This window comes from Streptomyces hirsutus (assembly GCF_001418415.1).
Taxonomy (GTDB): Bacteria; Actinomycetota; Actinomycetes; order Streptomycetales; family Streptomycetaceae; genus Streptomyces; species Streptomyces hirsutus.
In genome coordinates this window covers 1-5,296 of the sequence record NZ_LIQT01000678.1, presented here as the reverse complement: position 1 = coordinate 5,296, position 5,296 = coordinate 1, and the positions used below count along the sequence as shown (strand labels likewise).

Below are 5,296 nucleotides of genomic sequence, written 5' to 3'. Positions count from 1 at the left end.
CCGCGACGCCGCCGACATCCTCGACACCCAGCGCTCCGAGCATCTGCGCGGCATGCGCGCCCTCACCGAGCGCAAGCGCCAGGGCGACCTGGCCGACCAGCTCATCTGCGACCACGCCCTGTTCCACCTCGAGGCCGATCTGCGCTGGCTGGAGCTCACCGCCGCGCGCCTCGACAGACTCCGTGAGGCGGTCTCCCGATGACGATCCCCGCCGGATCCCTGCTCACCGCCCAGGACCTGCGCAAGGCGTACGGGCCGACCCCGGCGCTCGACGGCGCCGCGTTCTCCATCCACCCCGGCGAGGNNTCGGGCAAGTCGACCCTGCTGCACTGCCTCGCCGGGATCGTCACCCCCGACTCCGGCTCGATCACGTACAACGGGCGCGAACTGACCGCGATGAACGACTCCGAGCGCAGCAGGCTCAGGCGCTCGGAGTTCGGCTTCGTCTTCCAGTTCGGGCAGCTCGTGCCGGAGCTGACCTGCGTGGAGAACGTCGCCCTGCCCATGCGACTGAACGGCACGCCCCGCAAGGAGGCCGAGCGCGCCGCCCTGGCCTGGCTCGAGCGCCTGGAGGTCGACGACGTCCGGGCGAAGCGGCCCGGCGAGGTCTCCGGCGGCCAGGGGCAGCGGGTCGCCGTGGCCCGGTCGCTGGTGACCGGCCCGCGGGTCCTGTTCGCCGACGAGCCGACCGGCGCGCTGGACTCGCTCAACGGCGAGCGCGTGATGGAACTGCTCACCGAGGCCGCCCGGTCCACCAACGCCGCCGTCGTCCTCGTCACGCACGAGGCGCGGGTGGCCGCGTACTCCGACCGCGAGATCGTCGTGCGCGACGGGAAGTCCCGGGACATGGAGCACGCCGTATGAGCGGGACCAAGGAGCGGGACCGCACCGCTTCCTCCGCCCCGGAAGTCCCCGTCACCCGCACGGAGTCGAAGGTCCGGGCGGTGGTCCGGGACCTGGGCATGGGCGTCCGGTTCGCCCTGGCCGGCGGGCGCGAGGGCTGGATCAGGGCCCTGCTCACCGGTGTCGGCGTCGGCCTCGGTGTGGCGCTGCTGCTGCTCTGCGCCGCCCTGCCCGGCGTGCTGTCGGAACGGGACCGGCGGGAGGAGGCGCGGCTCGACTGGCCCTTCAGCTCGGAGGCCGTGCCGAAGACCGACGACACCCTGGTCGTCGCGCGTACCGACACCGATTTCCGGAACGAGCACATCCGCGGCCGCCTGATGGAGCCGGAGGGCCCGAACGCCCCCCTGCCGCCGGGTCTGAGCGAGTTCCCGGCGGCCGGCGAGATGGTCGTCTCCCCCGCCCTGAAAGAGCTGCTCGCGTCGGACGGCACGGGACTGCTGCGCGAGCGGCTGCCGTACGACGTCACGGGGACGATCGGCGAGCCGGGCCTCGTCGGCTCGCAGGAACTCGCCTACTACGCGGGCGCCGAGGGGCTCGCCAAGAGGATCGACGGCTCGACGGCGGTGCGCCTCGACAGGTTCGGCACACCTCCCGGGTACACGCCCGAGGAAGAGAACGACCCGGTGATCATGCTGCTGGTCCTGGTCGTCTTCGTGGTGCTGCTGACACCGGTCGCCGTGTTCATCGCCACCGCCGTACGGTTCGGCGGCGAGCGGCGCGACCGCCGGCTCGCGGCGCTGCGGCTGGTCGGCTCCGACGCGGCGGCCACCCGGCGCATCGCGGGGGGCGAGGCACTGGCCGGCTCGCTGCTCGGGCTGGTCCTCGGCACCTGCTTCTTCCTGATCGGCCGCCAGGTCGCCGCCTCCGTCGAGCTGTTCGGCATCAGCGTGTTCCCGAGCTACCTGAACCCGTCACCGCTGCTGGCCCTCCTGGTCGCGGTCGCGGTCCCGGCGGCCGCGGTGCTGGTGACGCTGCTCGCGCTGCGCGGGGTCGTCATCGAGCCGCTGGGCGTGGTCCGCACGGTGCGTCCTCCCCGGCGGCGGCTGTGGTGGCGACTGCTGCCGCCGCTGGCCGGCATCGTGATGCTCTATCCGATGGTCGGGCAGGGCCGCGAGAACGGGGACTTCAACGAGTACCTGGTCGTCGGCGGTGTCCTGATGCTGCTCATCGGCATCACCGCACTGCTGCCGTGGTTCGTGGAGACGGTCGTCTCCCGGCTCGGCAAGGGCGGTCTGTCGTGGCAGCTGGCGGTGCGCCGGCTTCAGCTCAGCAGCGGCTCGGCGGCCCGGATGGTCAACGGGATCGCGGTGGCCGTGGCCGGCGCGATCGCGCTCCAGATGCTGTTCGCCGGCGTCGAGGGCGACTACACCGAGGACACCGGGCTCGACGTGTCGCTGGCCCAGGCGCAGGTGGAGTTGCCGGCCGGCCACGCACTCGCCCCCGCCGCCGAGAAACTGGCGGACACCAAGGGGGTGAGCAGGATCTACGCGCTCTCCCACGGCTACCTCGCCGACAAACCCTGGGGGCAGGAGCCGGAGAACACCGCCGCACTGACCGTCGCCGACTGCGCGACCCTGCGCACGGTGGCGAAACTCCCCTCGTGCCGGGACGGCGACGTGTTCACGGTGTCCGGCGCCGAGTACGACACGAGCACCCCGGCGCTGAGCAGGCCGGGCCTGGACCTCCACCTCGAGGCACCCGACCCCTCGGACCCCTCCCGCTACGCCGAGGGCGTCACCTGGACGGTCCCCGCGGGCGTCAAGGAGGTCCGGTCGATTCCGGACCCGGCGGGCCACGAGCGCGGTGGCTTCCTGCTGACCCCGGGCGCGGTGACGGCGGAAATGACCGACACGCTCTCCAGCCAGATCTACCTCGAGGTCGACGACTCGGTGCCGTACGCCATGGAGCACGCGCGGAACACGGCCGCCGCGATCGATCCGCTGACGTACATAGCCCAGTGGAACGCCACCAAGCGTTCCGAGACCTATGACACGATCCGTACCGGTCTGTTCGTCGGCGCTGCCTGTGTCCTGGCGCTGATCGGGGCGAGCCTGCTGGTCTCCCAGCTGGAGCAGCTGCGCGAACGCCGCAAGCTGCTGTCGGCCCTGGTCGCCTTCGGCACCCGGCGGCGCACCCTGAGCCTGTCGGTGCTGTGGCAGACGGCCGTCCCGATCGGGCTGGGGCTGCTGCTGGCCTCGGTGGTGGGGGTCACGCTGGGCACGGTCCTGCTGCGGATGACGTCGACACCGGTACGGGTGGACTGGACGAGCCTGGTGCAGATGACCGGTTTCGGTGCGGGTGTCGTCGTGGTGGTGACGCTGCTGAGCCTGCCGCCCCTCCTGCGCATGATGCGCCCGGACGGCCTCCGCACGGAGTGACCGGCGCGGCAGCCGGTCCCGGGCGGCACGGGGCGCCCGGGACCGGCCGCCGTCCCTGGCAGCATGGACCGCGTCCGGCCCGCGGGAAGCACGGAATGCACGGGACGCACGGAAAGCCCTTGTGATCCGAAAGCCCCTGTGGTCCGGGAACCTTCCCCGCCACGAGGAGCGTGCCCGCCATGTCGTTGGAGTCCCTCAAGTCCCGCCTCCCCGACTACGCCCGGGACCTGACGCTCAACCTGGAGGCGGCCATCGGCGGCTCGGACCTGCCGGTCCAGCGGCTGTGGGGCACGGTGCTGTCGACGGCGATCGCCTCGCGCTCGGCCGTCGTGCTGCGCGAGCTGGCGCCGGAGGCGAAGGCGGTCCTGTCGCCCGGGGCGTACCGGGCGGCGAAGACCACCGCCTCGGTGATGGCGCTGAACAACGTCTTCTTCCGGACCCGCCACCTGCTGTCGGACAAGGAGTACGGAAGCCTGCGCGCGGGCCTGCGGATGAACGTCCTCGGCGACCCGGGCGTCGACCGGGTCGACTTCGAGTTCTGGGCGTTCGCGGTCTCCGCGGTCAACGGCTGCGGACTGTGCCTCGACGCGCACGAGGCGGCCCTGCGCAAGGCGGGCGTCGCACGCGAGGTCGTCCAGGAGGCGTACAAGATCGCCGCGGTGATCGAGGCCGTCGCCGCCACCCTGGAGGCGGAGGAGATCCTCGCGGAGGCCGCCCTCGCGGAGTGACTCCCGAGCAGCTCACGAGCCGCTCACGAGCGACTCCGCGCGCGCCGTTCCACCTGCGATCGCCCCGCCCTTCGCCCCGCGTCCTTCGCCCCTCACTCCACCGGCGGGGCCTGCGGGACCGGCTGTGCGAGTGGAACCGACGCAACGGGCGGGGCCTGCGGCGCGGGGTGGCTCGTGGCCGCCGACGCCGCCGTGGCGCCCCGCGGCTTGGGAGCGAAACGCGCGGCCGGCTCCTGGGCGTACGCGCGGAGGTACACCACGACGGTGTTGGTCACCGCGACCAGCGGTACGGCGACCACCGCACCGCCGATCCCCGCCACCATGCCGCCGGTGGCGACCGCCAGCACCACCGCGAGCGGGTGGACGCGGACCGCGCGGCCGAGGATGAACGGCTGGAGGATGTGGCCCTCGATCTGCTGCACCGCCAGGACCACCACCAGCGTCATGACCGCCGTGAACACTCCCTGGGTGACCAGCCCGACGACCACCGCGAGTGCCCCGGACACCACCGCGCCGACGAGCGGGATGAAGGCGAACAGGAAGATGAAGACGGCGAGCGGCACCGCCATCGGCACGTCCAGGAAGTAGATGCCGAGGCCGATGAAGACCGCGTCGATCAGGGCCACTACCACCGTGCCGCGCACATACGCCGTCAGCGTCCGCCACGCGGCCGGTCCGGCGCCGGCGACCCCCGGACGGGCGGCGGCGGGCACCAGCTTCAGCGTCCACTCCCAGATGCGCTTGCCGTCGTAGAGCAGGAACAGCGTCGAGAAGACCGCGAGCAGGATGCCGGTGAGTGCCTCGACGACGACCGTCACGCCCTCGAGTCCCGCCGAGGTGATCTGCTCGGTGTTGGCGCCGACCGCCTCGCGCAGGTTCTTGGCGATGTCGTTGATCTGGTGGTCGGTGACGTGGAAGGGGCTGTTGAGCAGCCAGATGCGCAGCTCGTCGATGCCGTCCTGGATCTGGTCGGAGAGGGTGTCGATGTTCTCCATGACCTGCCAGGTCACGAACCAGCCGATGAGGCCGATGACGACGAACCCGAACAGCGCGGTCAGCGCCGTGGCCGGTCCGCGCGGCAGCCCGGTCTTCCGCAGCCGGGCCACCGTCGGCTGGAGCAGCGCCGTGATCAGCAGCGCGGAGGCGAAGGCCAGCACCACCAGTTGCACGGCGCCGATGACCCGCATGAGCACCCAGACCGTGCCCGCGAGCACCAGCAGGCGCCAGCCGGCCTCGGCGGCGACCCGTACTCCCCAGGGCACGGCCTGCGCGGGGTCGGGGCGGGAG

4 protein-coding genes and 2 pseudogenes are annotated in these 5,296 nt (G+C 72.4%); 5 read left to right on the top strand and 1 reads right to left on the bottom strand.

Going from position 1 to position 5,296, the window contains the following annotated elements; translation table 11 throughout:
- The 5 genes and pseudogenes from AOK11_RS37305 to ahpD all read left to right on the top strand — a co-directional run.
- Positions 1-202: pseudogene (locus AOK11_RS37305) on the top strand (PadR family transcriptional regulator); the annotation flags it as partial.
- Positions 199-304 (top strand): annotated as a pseudogene (locus AOK11_RS45920) (ABC transporter ATP-binding protein); the annotation flags it as partial. The pseudogenes AOK11_RS37305 and AOK11_RS45920, both read left to right, overlap by 4 nt.
- A gap of 2 nt (positions 305-306) precedes the next feature.
- Positions 307-864 (top strand): ABC transporter ATP-binding protein (locus AOK11_RS37300; RefSeq protein WP_240497636.1); only part of this gene is annotated, 558 nt, incomplete at its 5' end.
- Positions 865-962: 98 nt separating this feature from the next.
- Entirely contained in the window at positions 963-3,281 is a 2,319-nt protein-coding gene (locus AOK11_RS37295; protein WP_055598059.1) for an ABC transporter permease, read from the top strand.
- 179 nt (positions 3,282-3,460) lie between these two features.
- Positions 3,461-4,009 (top strand): alkylhydroperoxidase, AhpD family, encoded by a 549-nt coding sequence (ahpD, locus tag AOK11_RS37290; RefSeq protein WP_055598057.1) that lies wholly within the window; start codon positions 3,461-3,463, stop codon positions 4,007-4,009.
- Between the two features lie 92 nt (positions 4,010-4,101).
- Here the strand turns inward: ahpD and AOK11_RS37285 are convergent.
- A partial coding sequence (locus tag AOK11_RS37285; RefSeq protein ID WP_055598056.1) for an AI-2E family transporter occupies positions 4,102-5,296 on the bottom strand: 1,195 nt, incomplete at its 5' end.